This is a genomic window from Rhizobium sp. P43, from assembly GCF_056730705.1.
In genome coordinates, this window is sequence record NZ_CM161539.1 from 3343293 (window position 1) to 3358109 (window position 14817).

Here is a 14817-nt window from a genome sequence, read left to right on the forward strand (position 1 = left end):
TCAAATCAAGCCTATGGCGCGGCCAGCGAGGCTCAAGGCGAAGACGACGAGAAAGCTTGCGGCGATCCGGCCAAAGAGCAGCGGGTTCGTCCGGGCGAGGCGGCCCAGAATTGCGGCGCCGAAACTCAACCAGCAGGTGGCGACGCAGACCACCAGCATCGCGAATGCGGCAAGATAGGGGAGCGGTGCAGCCATTGCTTCAACGGTGCCTGTCCCGGCGTTCGGAACAAGGACCAGACCGACAATCAGGCCCTTGGGGTTGAGCAGCGTGGTGCCGTAGACCGCAGCCGCCGTGACCGCGCCGGGTTGGCTGGCGAAGGGCGGGCGAATCCAGAGACGGGCGGCGAGGATCAAGACCCAGAGCGTCGAGACGAGCTTGATGATGAGGGCGACGACCGGCTGATCCGCGAGCAGCGGTGCAGCCAGGAAGACGAGGGGGAGGATTGCGGTCAGATAGCCGCCGAGCTCGGCGCCGATCAGGGGCAGCGAGGCCTTCACGCCACGCGCTGCTCCCGAAACGGCCAGAAGCGTGTTGGTCGGTCCTGGTGTGAGGAGGAGCAGGAGAACGGCAAGGGTAAAGGCGGACAAGGACAAACGGGTCACTCCGAAATCGACAGGTCGGAGATAACAGGTTGCCCATGGCCGCCAATTGATGTCGGTCAAACCCGACGGTGAAAGCGAGGTGAGCCCCGCTGCAGCGGTGACTGGTCAAGCCGGTCGGATCTGACGGACCCAGGCGCGCGCGATGGCAAGGCCCGCTGTATCGGAAAGCGCGCCATCGGTCGGCTCGAGCTTCCGGATGGCGTAAGAGCCAGCCCGGCTCCTTGCGCTCGATGACATCAGGGAAATGCGCCATCCAGTTGCGTACGACCTCGCGATTGGCCTCGAAATGGAACTGGAAGCCATAGGCCGCACGACCCATGCGGAAGGCCTGGTGGCGGGCGGCCGCGTTTTCGGCAAGGTGGGCCGCCCCTTCCGGCAGGGTGAAGGTATCGTCGTGCCACTGGAAGGATAGGAAGCGGTCGGGCATGGCCGCAAGCACCGGATCGATGCCGCCGGCGTCGGTGCGACCGATGCTGCGCCAGCCGAATTCCGGGGCGGCACCGATCAGGTTTTCGCCGCCATAGGCACGAGCCAGGATCTGGCTGCCGAGGCAGATGCCGAGCACCGCCTTGCCGCTGTCGCCGAAGCGGCGCATCAGGCTGGCAAGCTCCGGCAGATAGGGATGCTTTTCGTCGTCGCGGGCGTTCTGCTCGCCGCCGAAGACGACCAGCGCATCATGTGCCTCAAAATCGGGCAAGGCTTCGCCGGCATAGGCGCTGAAGGTGACGGTCTTCGCACCGGCCTCGGCAAGGGCAATGCCGACCTGGCCGGTTTCGGTGACTTTGGTATTTTCGACTATGGCGACGCGCATGGGGGAATCGGATCTCTGGGGCGGATGGCCAGAGAAAGCATGGGTGCGCGCGGGCTGCAAGACGGGAGGGCGCCGCGAGGGGCGCCCTCCTGCGACCTCAGAAGGTCTTCTTCAAGCGTGCGTCGACGGAATGGGCGTTTCCGCCGCGGAAGACGAAGAACAGGGTGATCGCCGTCCAGAGCAGGGATTTCTCCGCGCCGGAAAAACCCTGACCGAGCTGAATCCAGTGGAAGTAGACGGTAACGAGCAGCACGAAGCTTGCGGCGACAGCAGCCGGACGCGTGAAGAGACCGATGGCGAGAAGAATGCCACCGAAGAATTCGGTAGCGGCCAGCAGTGGCGACCAGAAAACGCCCGGATAGAAGCCAAGGCTTTCGACCATGCCGGCAGCGCCGAAAGGATCGACAATCTTGCTGGCGCCATGAATGGTGAAGAAGAGACCGGCGACAACGCGCAGCAGGGTCTCGACCAGATCATGGCAGGAGCGATAGACAGGGGCGAAGGCGGGAATGAAAAGTCGGTTCGGGTCGTTGGACATGAAGAACTCCTTGGTGACGCTGATTTTTGCCTCTTGGCGCAAGGATGCCGACGTGGCAATTGTCGGAGCCATAAAAGTTGAGTTATCGAGTTAACTTATTCGTGAAACGAGGATGAAGAGAGTGAGCAAGCCCCGAATCTCGATCACCTACTGCACGCAGTGCAACTGGCTCCTGCGCTCCGGCTGGATGGCCCAGGAATTGCTGCATACCTTTGCCGACGACCTCGGCGAGGTGGCGCTCATTCCCGGCACTGGCGGGATCTTCGAGATCCGTCTGAACGACGACCTGATCTGGGAGCGCAAGCGCGACGGCGGGTTTCCGGGGCCGAAGGAACTCAAGCAGAAGGTTCGCGATGCGATCGACCCGGAGCGCGACCTCGGCCATGTCGATCGGGTGAGCCCCAATGAGGGGCTCGACAGCTGACGTCGTTAAAGGGCGGCCGAGGGGCCGCCTTTGCAGATTGCATGATCAATAGAAGGGCGATCGGCAGACCTTGTAGTAGCCGCTCGACGAGAGGAACTGGTTGGTGCGGGGATTGTAGGACCGGTAGCGATCCAGGCACCAGTCGACATGCCGCTCCCAGGACCGGCGTGGCGGGCGATAGCCGGGCTCGACATAAACCGGCGGACGGGGACGGTAGCCAGGCTCCACATAGATGGGCGGGCGCGGACGCGGGCGATAGACCGGTGGCTCGTCATAGACAGAGGGCGGATAGTATTCCGGCGGCAGCGGGCGCGGCCTGTGGCGTGGCGGCGGACGATCCCAGGTCTCGTAGCAACCGGAAAAATCGCAGACGAGATCGACCTGTTTGGCGTCACCGCGCTCATCAAGACGCTGTTGCGACGGCTTTGGCATGGCAGCCTCGGCCGGTGGCGCCAAGAGCTGGGCGCTTGCCAATGCCACGGCCAGATAAGCAGATTTGATCATCATCTCGTCATCCTGTTTCGGTCCCGGCTAGCAGAGCGATTTGCTTCGCCGACGGTCAACTAGAGTGGATCGATCACGGCTTTTTCACGACATCGTCATCGATGGACGGGGCCTTGCTTTGGCGGCGCCAGCCCTTTCAACGGTCGCGCCCCTGCTTTTGCGGCGCTTTCGTGAGGCCGACACGAAAACTTCAAAAAGCTGGTTGACAGGCCGGGGTAGTCGCTTTACACGGCTCCTCGTCGCCCAGATGGCGGAATTGGTAGACGCGCCAGCTTCAGGTGCTGGTACTCGAAAGGGTGTGGAGGTTCGAGTCCTCTTCTGGGCACCATTCCATTTTAGGTTTCACCTTAGAAACCAATCTATTCAATGTCTTGACGGTAAGCCGGGGTACACTTTGAGGTACACCCGGGGGTCATTTTGAGGCTGACATTGAACCTTCCCTACGTCCAAAAACACAAGAGCGGTTTCCGATATCGCCGCAAGTACCCCGAGGACATCTCAGCGATACTCGGGAAGAAGCAGCACTTGGCCCCGCTGGGAAAAACTGAGGCTCAAGCGGCGGAAAACTGGAAACGCGTCAACGCTGCTTACGAGAAGGCCGTGAAGGCAGTCCGGGACCGCCACCGGGAGAAGTCCCCCTTCGAGACCTATACCGAGAGCGTGAGCCTTATCCGTCAACTCGGATTTGAGCCTAGCAGCCCCTATGATCGTGCAACCTTCCCAGATGATGCAGACGGGGAGGATGCGGCTAGGGAGCAAGCAGCAGCAGAAATCATTGAACGATACCCGCTGGACGCCTCAGGGCATCCCGTGGGGATGTCGGCAGCTCATGAATTGCTAGTGAGGTCTCTCCTTAACGGCGCTCCTCCCCGTCCGTCACCGCGATTGAGTGATATCGTTTCACTCTACAAGGCAGAGAAGTGTGCTGGGGAGGACAAGCGGGAAAAGAAATATGCGCAGCGGGTTGACCGGGTCGCTGAACTGTTCATGAGGGTTATCGGCGCTGATGCCGAATTGCTGTCGATCAACCGCGAGGACGCTCGTCGGTTCCGCGATGCCCTTGTAGAGACCGGGATTAAGCCTGAGTCGGTTCGGCGGGGCATCAACATAATCAGGGCCGTAGTCAACCACGCAATCCACGAGAACGGCCTAGCGAACAGCTACAGTAACCCATTCAACAAGCTACCGATTGCCAACCTAGACGCCGAAACTGACGTAGAGAAGCGCGATCCGCTGCCGACTGACGTACTACAAGCAGTGCGCAGCAGGGTAATGTCCAGAGGCAAGACCGAGCTACAGCTTATCTGGCGGCTGCTTGAGGGTACGGGATGTCGATTGGCTGAGATTACTGGACTTCGTGTGTCTGATGTCGAGGTGTCCACTGCCACTCCTTACATTACCGTTGAATGGCATGAAGATCGGCGGGTAAAGACCAAGGCATCCAGAAGGGACGTGCCACTCTTGGGGGACACCTTGGAAGCCGCCAAAGAAGCCCTGGGGCTCGCCAAGGGACGCGGCATGCTCTTCGACGCTTACGGCAATGAAAACGGCCCTGACAACGCCTCAGCGGCCCTTATGAAGCACGTTAGAGCGGTCACCAAGAACCCACTCCATGTAGTGCATTCACTCCGCCACAACATGTCTGACTGGCTGAGGGCAGGTGGGGCACAAGAGCGAGAGGTGAACTTGACGCTTGGCCACTCGCTCTCGGGTACCGGCTCTCGGAACTACGGGAGCAAGCCAGAACGTCTGAGAGCAACAACCGAGGCGATGAAGAAGGCGCACGAGGTGAAGAACCGGCAAGCGGGTCCTATCCCGCAGGAGACCCCAGCGGAACCCATGCGCCCTCAGGTAACCGAGTGAAATAATCAGGTCGCATTCTGTGAATAACCGGCATAAGTGCGCCTTTCACTTGCGCACCAACCGTCAAAGACCGATACTTTCAGAAGATGTGAAACGACTCGACTCGGCTTGGACGCCATTTCTCGGGAGGTTGTCCAGCTTCGGCGGATGATCCGACGAAGGGTCGGTAAGACCATCTTACTTTCTTCTTCGGAAGGAGGTAGGCAATGCGAGTAGCTTGCCCAATCCAACTGCCAGTATCAGTGATACAATACTGGCGGTTCCGACTGGGGCAATGGGAGCTTGTACGCCCTCACTGCCGACGATGGCCGCGTTGCACCGCGGACCCTCGCCAAACCAGTCTTCCCCTGTAAGTGCGACAGGCTCCATTTCGGTGGGGCCTGTTTCGTTTCTCCCTTCCGGAAGATGCTGTTAGGTTATCGAAGGGATTCCCTGTTGACAAGGCAATTAGGGAATCGGTTCCGAAACTGACCGAATCAAAATGCGCGTTTCCCGAGTCAGTACAAAGACTTGATTGCCCTCAATTTTCTCGAGCCATCGGCAGCACCTAGACAAATCAATCTCCGCTAGAGAGATAAACCTGTGGAGAATCGGCCTTATCACGAAGGTTTTCCACAAGCTCAAGGATCACCGCGTTCGCGTGGTGGACATCGACGGGGACCCATGGTTCGTCGCGGCGGATGTGTGCCGTGCCTTGGACCTGAGAGGATACCCTTCGCAGCACACGGCGAAGCTCTCGGAGGACAACAAGAAGGTTTTGTCTCATGCTACTAACACGAGACTGCCCATATTCAACAAGAAGCAATACACCGCCACGGTAATCACAGAGTCCGGCCTCTATGATCTGGTGTTCCTATCCCGAAAGCCGGACGCTGAGGAGTTCAAAACGTGGGTAACCCGCGACGTGCTCCCGGCGATCCGCAAGGATGGTATGTACGTCAAGGGTGAGGAGAAGATCGACCTCACAGACGACGACGCGCTGGATCGGATGACCGAGTTGGTCCTTGAGGGCCTCCCTGAGAAAATCTCAGGTAGTCGAGGAGCGTCTACCCCGGACAGATTGGGGAGATCGAGCACCCTCCACACCTGTACCCGCGATTGCCCAGCCACAGCCCAGATAGCCCCTCAGACTCCCTCAGGGACTCGCTGAGAGCCATCCTTCGATTTTTGGTGTAACGATGCCGAAAAACAACTTAAGCGCGTCAGCGAGCCTCTGAGACCCCTTAGCGTAAACATCCGTTCCCATCTGGTCCGCCTGCCGTTCCCGCTCCACCGGCTCCCGTGACAGGCCGCACAATTACCCGCCCATATAGCACGACGAAGCGCCCTTCCGGGATCACCGGCCATGCCGCAGCGGGAACCCGCATAAATCGCCTCGACGGCAACAGAGAGAATGCAGGTTTCAAAGCGGGGAGTAGGTCACCGGCAGCGGCCCCGGCTGACATCCCGGCGACCGCCCTCCGGTATCGTAGGGATTACCCCTGCATACAGCACTACGAAGAATTTTCCGGCTCTACGAGCGGTCATCGCGACGATTTCTCGTGACATCTCTGCCGTGAAAATCGACCGTCGCAGCATCGAAAATCCGCCTCTGTAAGCAACCACTGTAATGCTTTGAATTTAAAGCATAAAGTGAATTTCCCCTTCATATTGTACATAAGACGATTTTTCTCAGCCCGAAAAGCGGAACGCGCCGGGGCGAGAAGTGAAGAGCAACCCAAGCAAGAAAGAGACCATCATGCGTGTAAAGGTATCAAGCATGTTCGCCAGCATCACCGTCTTCGGAAAGAGCGTCCTCGTCAGAGAATTCAAGGGCCGGACCTATGTCGCGGCAAAGCAACTTGTCGAAGCGCTCAGCCTCTCATGGCCGACTCAAGCGGCGACAATGCGGCGTCGATTTGAGCGAGTTCGCTGCCTTCATTTCAAAGACGCGAATGGCAAGCGGAAATGGATGTTGGCGATCCCAGCTTATGACGTCAACAGATGGGCTTCCGCCGTGACGAACACCCCCAATTCCGACAGCGATCTGCTGTTGACGGCCTTCCTAGATATGCTGGAAGACGAAGTGTTCGAAGAAGCCGCTGAAATGATCCTCAATGTAAGAAAAGCCAAGCTTGGCGAACAGTACGCGAACCTGCCCCTGACCTCTGCTGAGTTAAAGCTGATCTACACAGACAGCAGACGCTACGGGATGCCGCTGGACAGCCTCATCGTGTTCTTGAGCTACGGGTTTGTTGCTAACGCTGTGAAGCGAGAACTGGACCGAAAGTTGCGCGAGCAGCATCTCGGAGAAATTGCATCGCTTGTGGCTTGAGGCGGCTCAGCAGAAAGACAGAGGGGGCGGTTGTCGCCCCTTCTCTGCTGGCGAAAACCTAGACAACCAGAAGGACGCCTGGAACAAAATGCAATCATAAGTATTGACAAGACAGCCTAGAGTGTAGTACGCTATCTTTCCCTTAGGGTATATCCTAGGATACTCCTCTAGGTTACTAGGATAGTTATCAGTAGGAGCAGTACCCTAGGGTATACCTCAGGGTATCCCATGGCTCCACTCTGGATGTCCTTCCGAGAACTCCCCCTCCCTTGTCTCCACCCTGACCTATACCGTCGAGTCCCATAGCGACTCGCTGAGAGCCTTCCGGCTTCTTCCGCTATGTCGACACCTCCGGGACCCCTGAACACTCTCCACGGGCTCCTGTGAGTCAAGGAGAGGCATCGCAGCGCCCTACTCCACCCGCAACCCAGCCACGACGATCACCACAGCCCCGCCAAGACCTCCCGACGACACCCCAAGGTGACCGGCGGAGGTCTCAGCGTGTCCGATCGATCCTCAGCGGCCCAGCCACACCGCGCCCCTCCCCGAACTGGAAAAGGCAACCAGCAGCATGACCAGCACCACCGCAGCTATCGCGCCAACCATCCGCCCCGGAATGGGCATGCAGTACACCTCCGAAATCTTCGACAGGAAGACAGGGGAGATGGTTTCCATCGACCAGGGCCACTGGATCACCATGGATGAACTCAGCAAAGCCTTTGGGATCGGGAGAAGACAACTCGCTACTGTCCTACACCAGATGGGCTTTCTCCAGATCGAAGGTACCGGCAGAAATGCCCGTAACCGCATCCAAGATTGGGTGATCGCCAAAGGGTACGGCAAGCGCAACAAGCGCAAGTCTGACGGGATGCCCTTCGATGTTGTCTCAGCCGAAGGTGTCCGCTGGATTGCGGAGCGCTGGGAAGCGGCAAAGAAGGCGGTGGAGGAGAAGATCTCAGGCCCCGCCAAGGTAGCCCGAGAAGCCTTGCAGGAGTTCAAGAAGCGCCGCAGCGGCCCCATGGGTGGACAGCAGGAAATACACTGGGTTGCCGACCACTTCCCACACCTCACCCACGATCAGATGGCGCAAGCTGTCAGCCTGTCACGCCAGTTGGTTACAAGGTTCATGAAGATGAGGAGTGATCAGATTGCCAATGCCAAGGCACTCCGAGAACGTCATCGGGAATCCACGGGGGACACCTCGCGGTATGTTGCGCAGTAGACCTATACACAAGAAGGCAACACCCTGAAAAATGACCGCAGGAGCGGGAGACCGCTTAGGCCCTGTCGCTCCTGCCGATCCTTGCGCTGATCTCGCAGAGAACCCCGAGGGCAAGCCCGAGGAGCAGACCGACTACCGCCTCATCCATGGCCTCACCGCTTGTCGCAGCACTGAGATAACGCGCCGCAGCCGCTCGATTGCCTTCCATGTCGGGAGTGCTGAGCGCAACGAAGAGAGCCGTTGCCAGCCTGAACGCACTCCCCCAGAAGATGAAGTGCGCGACCACCTTGCCGATGCGAGTGAAGAACATGAACCGATACCCTCCAAAGTGGTCCCCGGCAGCGGCCTTAGCAGAGACCGAGCACATGGGGCAAGGTAGGGTGCGGAGACAGGTGGAGCGCTGAACCCAGCGTTCCCCGAGAGGATCGCCGGGGGATCATCGGCCCCCGGCAGGTCCCTCAGGTTACCCCGGTGTCGGTTACCGGGGTACTGTGGGGTCACGGCGAGAACACCGAGGGAACCCCGTGTTGCTTCAAGAGGGTCCGCAGGGACACCGTAAGGTCATGGGTCATCTGCCGCACCTCCAGCACCTCGTCAAACGCCTCGTACCTGACAGCCCCAAGGGGCATATGCCGGTAGGCGTAGAAGCCCACGTCCTCCGGCCCGTAGGCCTTGCGGGTTTCCGTGAGGACCACCTCCCCCGCCTCGTCATAGAAGACAACCGTGTAAACCGTCCTGGGGTCATGCTTACGCCGTGGCATTTCAAGCACCCTCCGCCGCCTTGTCCCTGCCGAGCAGGTCAAGCAGGAGCGAGTAGATCGAAGGGCCGAATAGCTCCCGGTTCCCAGCAGGTGCCAAGGGTCCCACGATGTCGAGACCTTCGACCAACTGGAACTCGCCGCCGTCAGCATCCTCTAAGGCTTGGTCCGCAGCGTCGGAGTAGTCCGTCGCATCAAGGAAGTCCGTGCTGAGGACTGTGCCATCCTCTTCGAAGTAGATGACACCCCAGAGGTTATCCAGCGTGGTCACAGTGGCGGCATTGGTGAGCGTGTGCATGTCCCTTGTTCTCCTCTTGGAACGCCGCAGGATCGCGGCAGGGACCTCCTACAATTCACACGAAATGACAGGCCGCAACATTATAAACCCTACGGTATCGCAGGGATTTCAATAGCTTCGCTATCGCAGGGACAGCCGACAGTCTCTCACACAGTGGGTCCCATGGGAAACATTGACCCACTTCTGGCTGTCTCTTCGATAACGCAGCATCGCTCTTTTTTGGGCTAGCGTGTCCCCGCCCCCTCCTTCGCTCTCCCGACTCCGTAGAGCGCCAGAGAGAGCGTTCTGTTGCGGGAGGTGTCGCAGGTCATCCGAGATGCTGGAGGCGCATGAATGCCCTCGACGGCAACAGGAAGAACCGCCTTCAAAGCTCGCTGTTGTCATTGACCGGCGGTTGCAGTAACTCAATCAGGACGAGACTGGAGGGGACGACCGTGGGAAGCTTTTCGATTTGGCATTGGATAGTTGTCTTCGTGATCCTCGTCCTTCCGTTCTACCTCCTCCTCCGCAAGCCCCGGCGCAACGCCAGCCAAGACAGCACAGCGCAGATCAGCGGATTGTCGAATGTCGAGAAGCTGGAGAAGCTCGCCAAGTTGAAGGCTGACGGTGCAATCACCGCAGCGGAGTACGACGCAGAGAAGCGGCGGATACTCGGGTAGCCTCGCAGGTCCCGGCAGGAGTCCCTGAGGGACCCCGCGACCTTTTCACAAAAACTGTGTGAGCGTGCTACATATACTCCAGCTCGCTGAAATCCCCCCGTGGGGTGGGGGTGGGGTCTAGCCCCGATGAGTGTTGCATGAGCCGGAGTTAAGCCTCATTACTGACTTAAGGGCGACAACCGGGTTGCAAAGTTACGCTCAGGGAAACCACTAGGATAGACATTGCTATGATCAAAGATATTGAGATTAGAAATTTCCGATGCTTCCCGTCCCTGAGGGTAGAGCAATGCAATAGCATAAATGTAATTGTTGGCGACAACGGGTCAGGTAAGACAGCATTGCTGGAAGCTGTATTTTTGGCTTTGAACAGCAGCGTTGACCTAGCCGTTAGATATAGACAGCAAAGAGGACTAGAAGGCAGCTTCAACGCTTCAGTGCGGGGTATTGAGGAGGCCATCTTCGGCGACCTATTTTACCAGAGGAATACGCAAAAACCGATCTTTATCGAATTGTCTGGTGACGGCCCAGAAGCTCGGTCCGTTAGCATATCGCGAGGCCTTGCCGACACGCCGCTAATTGAAAGCAGAAACAACGAATTGCCCAACCTGCAATCGACAGGAGCACTTACGTTTCAATGGAAAGACGCTGTTGGATCGACAAGGAGTGCAGGCTTCAGCATAGGACCAAACTCAAGCTTGTATTTTGGCAATACAGGTGAAGATCTTCCCACTTTCTTTTACTTCTCAGCCCAACAACCAATTGGGTCTACAGAAACTGCGGCCAGATTTTCAGAGCTTAGCAGAGCTCGCCGAGAGAGAGACTTCGTTGATGCTTTCGTCCGCGAATACCCATGGATTGAAAACCTCGGAATTGAGGTAATTGGTGGATCGCCGGTTCTGCATGCAACTGTTAAAGGTCTAGATGATAAAATACCGGTCTCACACATATCTGGCGCCATAAGCCGAATGATTGCTGTGCTTCTGGCCGTCTGTGCACACAAATCAGGAGTGGTATTGGCAGACGAGCTTGAGAATGGGATTTATCACAAACACTACAGGTCGATGTGGAAGACTATACTAAACTTCTGCCGGAGCAACGAGACGCAGATCTTTACAACCACCCATAGTCATGAGTGGATTTCAGCCTTACTGGACGCCGCCGGGGATCAGTTAGACGATATCGCTCTTTGGCGCGTTGAGCGCGGGGAGGCTGCTCCAGTGGTGCGACGGTTTACGGGTGAACAGGCTAAAGCCGCAATCGAACTTGGCGGAGAGCTCCGCTAAATGCCGCGCCCTACGCCACCAACCGAACTGACCCAAAACAGGCTGATCCTTTGCGAAGGGCCTCATGACAGTGACTTTTTGAGAGCGTTGATAGTCGCGAGAAACATTGGCTCGTTTCATATATGGCAACCGGATCACCAGAGCGGCCTTGGAGTAGATGGCTTCGGCAGGGCGCTACATGGCCTTCAAGCGGTCACCGGATATCAAAACATCACAGATGTCATAGTAATTGCAGACAATGACAACGACCCTTCATTATCTTTCTCCAGAGTCCGAGAGCAAATCGCATTTTCGGGACTGATTGCGCCAGAGCAACCTGGGGCTATCGCTGTAGGACAGCACCCTAGGGTTCACGTGCTGATGGTTCCGGCTTTCGGCACTGCCGGTTCACTTGAAGACCTTTGCTATACGGCAGCGACGAGTGGGCGAGACGGCGCCCGACAATGCATCGAAGACTTCGCTGCATGCGCAGGGGTGACAGCATGGCCCCCCCAGAAGCTCGCAAAGATGCGCATGAGGAGCTTTCTTTCCACGCACCACTATCAAAATCCAGATGTACCGTTTGGGAAAATCTGGACGCAAAATCCAAACTTGATCCCATTGTCGAACTCAGCTTTCGATTTCATTGCTGACTATCTTGAGTCAGTTTAACCACTCGGCACACAGGTGCTGTTGCAAGTGGAGATCGACGATTGGGGAGTGCGCCGCAGGTTCGCACCAGCGGAATTTAGCATCGCGTAACATCAGAGACCGGTCACCGTCCACAAAGTTTACTTTCTGGACACTGCCCACTTGACTGTCCATTTAGCGTCCACTAAGTCTACGTCCACAACAGCCATAGAGGAAAGTGGACGGCAGATGATCGTAGGATATGCGAGAGTGAGTTCAACCGGGCAGGATCACGCAACCCAGATTGACCGCCTCACGGCAGCGGGTGCGGAGAAGCTTTTCAGTGAGAAGCAGTCGGGTTTGGACAAGGACCGTCCTGCCCTTGAGGAATGCCTTCGGTTTGTCCGAGAAGGCGACGTGCTGCTAGTGACCAAGCTGGATCGCCTTGCCCGTTCTGCTTCGCACCTTCACCAGATCGTTGAGGGATTGAACCAGAAGGGCGTAGGGTTCCGAGTGCTGGACGACGCCACGCTAGACACCACCACCCGCACCGGAAAGCTCGTCTTCGGCATCCTCGCAAGCATCGCAGAGTTTGAGACAGCGCTTCGGAAGGAGCGGCAGCTTGAAGGCATAGCCAAGGCCAAGGCCGAAGGCAGGACCGGAGGTAGACCCGCCCAGATCACCCCCGGCATCAAAGCGGAAATCATTCAGTTGAGCGCTGAGGGCGTCAGTGTCCGCAAGATCGCGGCGGAGGTGGGGTTCAGCAAGTCAGCCGTGCAGAAGGTCTTGGACGAAGCGAAGGCCGCAAAGACACCCTGAGGGGCCCGTGGGCAATCTTGCTCGCGTCTGTCCTTCCACATTTTTCCACCTCCCCGCCTGACCCTCTCGTATCCCGCTGCGAACCCCGCAGATCACCAGCAAGGAAACCCGCCATGACCACCACAGGAACCGTTATCGTCACCATCGCTTGCATCGTGGGCTATGGGACCCTGTTCGGCCCTCCGATTGTCATCCTCCTGAACAAGCTCCGGGAGCGCAAACAGAGTGGGAAGTGAGGCACAATAAAATCGATGGGCAGGGGTACACTTTTGGTACAAACCGGGGTACACACTGGGAAAACCCCGGACTTCGATGGTCTCATAAGACTTTGATTTTGATGGTGGATTTGATGCGGCTGATTTGGAGTAAGGTGCTCACCTCTCCTCTTCTGGGCACCAAATTCCGATTTGAGATCAGCAGTTTATGCGATCGTCAAATATAGAAAAAGCCCGGTTCGCCGGGCTTTTTTCTTGCCTTAAAAAGGCGTGTTCCGCCACTTTCGGCCACGCGCCGATCCCCCTTTCCCAGCGCCGCAAACGGACGAGAAGGACAGACCATGGACGAGACCGTCGCAATCGAAAGCCGCAGCGATTTTGCGCTCTGGGCCATCGAGCGAGCCAAGGAAATCGTGGCGCAGGAGGGGACGGCTCTGGCGCTTGCGGCACGCGACATGAACGAAGAGGAGCTTCGCGAGGCCGGCCAGAAACTCGGCAGTGCCATCAGCGAGGCGCTGCTTGAAGTGTTCGATGGTCTGCTCGGCCAGGACGAAGGCTGAAGTCCATCTTTAAACGTCGAAGGGCGCCGATCTGGCGCCCTTCGAAGGTTTTGTGACGTGCGCTCAGCGCAGGATGCGCGGGTTGGGTAGTCCGCTCGTCGAGGTGGCGCCCCCACCGGAATAGGGCTCGATCTTCCAGTTCGCCGAGTTCATGATGATGGTATTGACCACCAGCGTGATGTTGTTTGTCTGGTTGGTCGTCGAGTTATAGGTGACGTCGCGGTTCGGCAGATGAATGATGCCTTTCAGGATCTCGCCCTGGCTGCCATTGAAGATGTATTGCTGCGGATTGCGATTGTTGTTCGCATCGCTGGTCTTCTCGAACATCAGGATGTCCTTGTAGGTGCCCGAGGTCGGTGCCGTCGCGGTGAAGCTCAGGCCACCATTGGCGCGGATCTCGCTGTTGACGTCGGGGAAATAGAAGGTCACGCCTTCGGCCCTTACCGTGGCACCGGAATTGATGATCATGCGGCCTGAGATGATGTGCAGGCCGGGCATGAAGGTAATTGTCGGCGAGCCATTGAAGGTGGTTCCGCAATGCTTGCCTGGCTGTAGGGTGATGTTCTGGCCATCTCTGGTGCCAGACGTGGTGCACGTGGACGGTACCGGCGGCTCCGGCAGTTTGCCCGCGAATGGGTCCGCTTCCGCCGCGCAGGGCGTCTTCAGGTTGGTCAGCGTACCGCCGTTTCTGATGAAGTTCGTTCCCTTGACGCAGAACTTGGCCGTATCGATTGTTGCACCGGAGTTCATAATGAAGGCCGGGGTGCTGGTCGAATGGACGTGGACCTCGCATTTCGCCGATTTGACGTTGGCGCCCGAGTTGATCAAGACCGCCTGGCTTCGATTGCCCAAGGCGTAGATGCAGCCATTGCCGGCTGCCGTCTCTGCCGGACCTGCCGCGACCGTCGTGCTGACGCCGATGTTGAACTCAGATAGGCCAATGATCCGCAAAAACTGGTTCTCGACCTTCTTCTCGTAACTCCCGGTCAGTGACCCATCTGCATTGACCGTCAGGCGAAAGCCAACGGTTTCATTGATCTCGTCTTCCCTGGCATCAAGTCCAAGAAAATTGCGAGCCTCCAGCTCCTGGGCCGTCTTGCCACTTTTGTGTGCCGCAGCCAGCATCGCCGCATCCAATTGTCCCTGGAAATCGACGCGTGCGTTATAGGCACTGACAACATCGAGCGCGCCCCCTGCCGAGACCAGCAGGATTGGCGCCAGCGCGGCAGAAATCATGCCGAAATTGCCTGAGCGATCTCGCCAAGCCTGACGAAGCTTTTCCAAGAGCATACGTTTCCCCATCGTTCTCAAGATCCGCCGTTCAGACCTCGATTTTC

The 14817-nt window shown here is 57.8% G+C and carries 19 protein-coding genes, 1 tRNA gene and 1 pseudogene; 13 read left to right on the forward strand and 8 right to left on the reverse strand.

The annotated features are described in order from the left end of the window. Positions 1 to 603 carry a LysE family translocator gene (locus tag AC1PUL_RS16725; RefSeq protein ID WP_480465230.1) on the reverse strand — a complete coding sequence of 201 codons (603 nt, stop codon included), beginning with the start codon at positions 601 to 603 and terminating at the stop codon, positions 1 to 3. Positions 604 to 847: 244 nt separating this feature from the next. On the opposite strand from AC1PUL_RS16725, the gene AC1PUL_RS16730 reads away from it, so the two are divergent. After that, complete coding sequence (locus tag AC1PUL_RS16730) at positions 848 to 1015, forward strand: hypothetical protein (protein ID WP_480465231.1); 168 nt, start codon at positions 848 to 850, stop codon at positions 1013 to 1015. Here AC1PUL_RS16730 and AC1PUL_RS16735 read toward each other — a convergent pair. Together AC1PUL_RS16735 and AC1PUL_RS16740 are read right to left on the reverse strand one after the other, a co-directional pair. Further along, a pseudogene (locus tag AC1PUL_RS16735) lies at positions 938 to 1414 on the reverse strand (type 1 glutamine amidotransferase); the annotation flags it as partial. The gene AC1PUL_RS16730 and the pseudogene AC1PUL_RS16735 overlap by 78 nt on opposite strands. Before the next feature lie 97 nt (positions 1415 to 1511). After that, the gene (locus AC1PUL_RS16740; RefSeq protein WP_480465232.1) at positions 1512 to 1952 is read right to left on the reverse strand and encodes a DoxX family protein; all 441 of its coding nucleotides are present in this window, start codon (positions 1950 to 1952) and stop codon (positions 1512 to 1514) included. A gap of 112 nt (positions 1953 to 2064) precedes the next feature. On the opposite strand from AC1PUL_RS16740, the gene AC1PUL_RS16745 reads away from it, so the two are divergent. After that, the gene (locus AC1PUL_RS16745; protein WP_480465233.1) at positions 2065 to 2376 is read left to right on the forward strand and encodes an Rdx family protein; all 312 of its coding nucleotides are present in this window, start codon (positions 2065 to 2067) and stop codon (positions 2374 to 2376) included. 45 nt (positions 2377 to 2421) lie between these two features. Here AC1PUL_RS16745 and AC1PUL_RS16750 read toward each other — a convergent pair whose 3' ends face one another. Then, positions 2422 to 2883, reverse strand: a complete 462-nt coding sequence (locus AC1PUL_RS16750; RefSeq protein ID WP_480465234.1) for a BA14K family protein — start codon at positions 2881 to 2883, stop codon at positions 2422 to 2424. 238 nt (positions 2884 to 3121) lie between these two features. On the opposite strand from AC1PUL_RS16750, the gene AC1PUL_RS16755 reads away from it, so the two are divergent. The 5 genes from AC1PUL_RS16755 (at position 3122) to AC1PUL_RS16775 (ending at position 8279) form a co-directional block, all read left to right on the forward strand. Continuing rightward, positions 3122 to 3208 (forward strand) — tRNA-Leu (locus tag AC1PUL_RS16755). Between the two features lie 101 nt (positions 3209 to 3309). Beyond that, positions 3310 to 4743, forward strand: a complete 1434-nt coding sequence (locus AC1PUL_RS16760; RefSeq protein WP_480465235.1) for a tyrosine-type recombinase/integrase — start codon at positions 3310 to 3312, stop codon at positions 4741 to 4743. Positions 4744 to 5257: 514 nt separating this feature from the next. Next, on the forward strand, positions 5258 to 5893 hold the full coding sequence (locus tag AC1PUL_RS16765) for a BRO-N domain-containing protein (RefSeq protein WP_480465236.1): 636 nt from the start codon (positions 5258 to 5260) through the stop codon (positions 5891 to 5893). A gap of 588 nt (positions 5894 to 6481) precedes the next feature. Further along, positions 6482 to 7057 carry a phage antirepressor N-terminal domain-containing protein gene (locus tag AC1PUL_RS16770; protein WP_480465237.1) on the forward strand — a complete coding sequence of 192 codons (576 nt, stop codon included), beginning with the start codon at positions 6482 to 6484 and terminating at the stop codon, positions 7055 to 7057. Positions 7058 to 7628: 571 nt separating this feature from the next. Beyond that, entirely contained in the window at positions 7629 to 8279 is a 651-nt protein-coding gene (locus AC1PUL_RS16775; RefSeq protein ID WP_480465238.1) for a hypothetical protein, read from the forward strand. 55 nt (positions 8280 to 8334) lie between these two features. Here AC1PUL_RS16775 and AC1PUL_RS16780 read toward each other — a convergent pair whose 3' ends face one another. From AC1PUL_RS16780 to AC1PUL_RS16790, 3 genes are all read right to left on the reverse strand, one after another. Continuing rightward, positions 8335 to 8589 carry a hypothetical protein gene (locus AC1PUL_RS16780; protein ID WP_480465239.1) on the reverse strand — a complete coding sequence of 85 codons (255 nt, stop codon included), beginning with the start codon at positions 8587 to 8589 and terminating at the stop codon, positions 8335 to 8337. A gap of 187 nt (positions 8590 to 8776) precedes the next feature. Then, the gene (locus tag AC1PUL_RS16785) at positions 8777 to 9040 is read right to left on the reverse strand and encodes a hypothetical protein (protein ID WP_480465240.1); all 264 of its coding nucleotides are present in this window, start codon (positions 9038 to 9040) and stop codon (positions 8777 to 8779) included. 1 nt (position 9041) lies between these two features. Beyond that, positions 9042 to 9335 carry a hypothetical protein gene (locus AC1PUL_RS16790; RefSeq protein WP_480465241.1) on the reverse strand — a complete coding sequence of 98 codons (294 nt, stop codon included), beginning with the start codon at positions 9333 to 9335 and terminating at the stop codon, positions 9042 to 9044. A 329-nt stretch (positions 9336 to 9664) separates the two neighbouring features. On the opposite strand from AC1PUL_RS16790, the gene AC1PUL_RS16795 reads away from it, so the two are divergent. The 6 genes from AC1PUL_RS16795 to AC1PUL_RS16820 all read left to right on the forward strand — a co-directional run bounded on the left by AC1PUL_RS16795 (position 9665) and on the right by AC1PUL_RS16820 (position 13480). Further along, the gene (locus AC1PUL_RS16795) at positions 9665 to 9994 is read left to right on the forward strand and encodes an SHOCT domain-containing protein (RefSeq protein ID WP_480465242.1); all 330 of its coding nucleotides are present in this window, start codon (positions 9665 to 9667) and stop codon (positions 9992 to 9994) included. A gap of 227 nt (positions 9995 to 10221) precedes the next feature. After that, positions 10222 to 11277 carry an AAA family ATPase gene (locus AC1PUL_RS16800; RefSeq protein ID WP_480465243.1) on the forward strand — a complete coding sequence of 352 codons (1056 nt, stop codon included), beginning with the start codon at positions 10222 to 10224 and terminating at the stop codon, positions 11275 to 11277. Beyond that, on the forward strand, positions 11278 to 11928 hold the full coding sequence (locus AC1PUL_RS16805; protein WP_480465244.1) for a DUF3226 domain-containing protein: 651 nt from the start codon (positions 11278 to 11280) through the stop codon (positions 11926 to 11928). A gap of 207 nt (positions 11929 to 12135) precedes the next feature. Continuing rightward, positions 12136 to 12705, forward strand: a complete 570-nt coding sequence (locus AC1PUL_RS16810) for a recombinase family protein (RefSeq protein ID WP_480465245.1) — start codon at positions 12136 to 12138, stop codon at positions 12703 to 12705. A 113-nt stretch (positions 12706 to 12818) separates the two neighbouring features. Then, the gene (locus AC1PUL_RS16815; RefSeq protein ID WP_480465246.1) at positions 12819 to 12941 is read left to right on the forward strand and encodes a hypothetical protein; all 123 of its coding nucleotides are present in this window, start codon (positions 12819 to 12821) and stop codon (positions 12939 to 12941) included. Between the two features lie 320 nt (positions 12942 to 13261). After that, entirely contained in the window at positions 13262 to 13480 is a 219-nt protein-coding gene (locus tag AC1PUL_RS16820) for a hypothetical protein (protein ID WP_480465247.1), read from the forward strand. A 63-nt stretch (positions 13481 to 13543) separates the two neighbouring features. Here AC1PUL_RS16820 and AC1PUL_RS16825 read toward each other — a convergent pair whose 3' ends face one another. After that, entirely contained in the window at positions 13544 to 14716 is a 1173-nt protein-coding gene (locus AC1PUL_RS16825) for a Tad domain-containing protein (protein ID WP_480465248.1), read from the reverse strand. Positions 14717 to 14817 lie beyond the last annotated feature (101 nt).

Excerpts from the sequence above, each read along its gene's own strand:
- AC1PUL_RS16730 (WP_480465231.1), top strand. The coding sequence starts at position 848 with ATGCGCCATCCAGTTGCGTACGACCTCGCGATTGGCCTCGAAATGGAA.
- AC1PUL_RS16740 (WP_480465232.1), bottom strand. The coding sequence starts at position 1,952 with ATGTCCAACGACCCGAACCGACTTTTCATTCCCGCCTTCGCCCCTGTC.
- AC1PUL_RS16745 (WP_480465233.1), top strand. The coding sequence starts at position 2,065 with ATGAAGAGAGTGAGCAAGCCCCGAATCTCGATCACCTACTGCACGCAG.
- AC1PUL_RS16750 (WP_480465234.1), bottom strand. The coding sequence starts at position 2,883 with ATGATGATCAAATCTGCTTATCTGGCCGTGGCATTGGCAAGCGCCCAG.
- AC1PUL_RS16770 (WP_480465237.1), top strand. The coding sequence starts at position 6,482 with ATGCGTGTAAAGGTATCAAGCATGTTCGCCAGCATCACCGTCTTCGGA.
- AC1PUL_RS16775 (WP_480465238.1), top strand. The coding sequence starts at position 7,629 with ATGACCAGCACCACCGCAGCTATCGCGCCAACCATCCGCCCCGGAATG.
- AC1PUL_RS16780 (WP_480465239.1), bottom strand. The coding sequence starts at position 8,589 with ATGTTCTTCACTCGCATCGGCAAGGTGGTCGCGCACTTCATCTTCTGG.
- AC1PUL_RS16785 (WP_480465240.1), bottom strand. The coding sequence starts at position 9,040 with ATGCCACGGCGTAAGCATGACCCCAGGACGGTTTACACGGTTGTCTTC.
- AC1PUL_RS16790 (WP_480465241.1), bottom strand. The coding sequence starts at position 9,335 with ATGCACACGCTCACCAATGCCGCCACTGTGACCACGCTGGATAACCTC.
- AC1PUL_RS16795 (WP_480465242.1), top strand. The coding sequence starts at position 9,665 with ATGAATGCCCTCGACGGCAACAGGAAGAACCGCCTTCAAAGCTCGCTG.
- AC1PUL_RS16800 (WP_480465243.1), top strand. The coding sequence starts at position 10,222 with ATGATCAAAGATATTGAGATTAGAAATTTCCGATGCTTCCCGTCCCTG.
- AC1PUL_RS16805 (WP_480465244.1), top strand. The coding sequence starts at position 11,278 with ATGCCGCGCCCTACGCCACCAACCGAACTGACCCAAAACAGGCTGATC.
- AC1PUL_RS16810 (WP_480465245.1), top strand. The coding sequence starts at position 12,136 with ATGATCGTAGGATATGCGAGAGTGAGTTCAACCGGGCAGGATCACGCA.
- AC1PUL_RS16815 (WP_480465246.1), top strand. The coding sequence starts at position 12,819 with ATGACCACCACAGGAACCGTTATCGTCACCATCGCTTGCATCGTGGGC.
- AC1PUL_RS16820 (WP_480465247.1), top strand. The coding sequence starts at position 13,262 with ATGGACGAGACCGTCGCAATCGAAAGCCGCAGCGATTTTGCGCTCTGG.
- AC1PUL_RS16825 (WP_480465248.1), bottom strand. The coding sequence starts at position 14,716 with ATGATTTCTGCCGCGCTGGCGCCAATCCTGCTGGTCTCGGCAGGGGGC.